This window comes from Bradyrhizobium sp. Arg816, assembly GCF_029989365.1.
GTDB lineage: Bacteria > Pseudomonadota > Alphaproteobacteria > Rhizobiales > Xanthobacteraceae > Bradyrhizobium.
In genome coordinates this window covers 1-564 of record NZ_JAPRAQ010000106.1, presented here as the reverse complement: position 1 = coordinate 564, position 564 = coordinate 1, and the positions used below count along the sequence as shown (strand labels likewise).

The 564-nt window shown below is 68.3% G+C and carries 1 protein-coding gene and 1 pseudogene; both read right to left on the bottom strand.

From position 1 onward, the window contains the following. A pseudogene (locus OWC48_RS46040) lies at window positions 1-127 on the bottom strand (chemotaxis protein CheW); the annotation flags it as partial. A 27-nt stretch (window positions 128-154) separates the two neighbouring features. Then, on the bottom strand, window positions 155-564 hold a 410-nt coding region (locus OWC48_RS46035), incomplete at its 5' end, for a response regulator (RefSeq protein WP_282525932.1).

Here is a 564-nt window from a genome sequence, read left to right as displayed (position 1 = left end):
GGGTGACGCGCTCGGGCATGAACACGTCCTGGACCCGGGAGATCGGCAGCCCGAACAGCTGGCCGCCGATCATCGCGGTGACGTATTCGACCATGGCGCCTTCGGTGGTCTGGGTCTTGTTGCTCATATCGGTATCTCCTGATCCCCAGTGCTCTTACGCCGCCGCCCGGTTCAGCTCGGAGGCGCCGGCGGCGCCTGCGGTCTGTTCCTTCAGCGCCGCGATCAGACCGGGACGGTCGAACTTGGCGACATAGTCGTGGAAGCCGGCCTGGCGGCCGCGCTCGATCGCCGCCGGCGACACCAGCGCGGACAGGCCGATGATCGGCATCGCGCCCAGATTGGTGTCGGAGCGGATCACTTCGGCGAACTCGAACCCGTTCATGTCGGGCATCTCGATGTCGGTCAGGACCACGTCGAAGCTCTGCGCACGCAGCGCCGCCAGGCCCTCCTGCGCGGTCGGCGCGGTGCGGACGCGGTAGCCGGCCGCCTTCAGCACCGGGGCCAGCATGTTGCGGAAGAAGGCCGAGTCGTCGACCAGCAGCACCGACTGCGAGTGCTGCGACG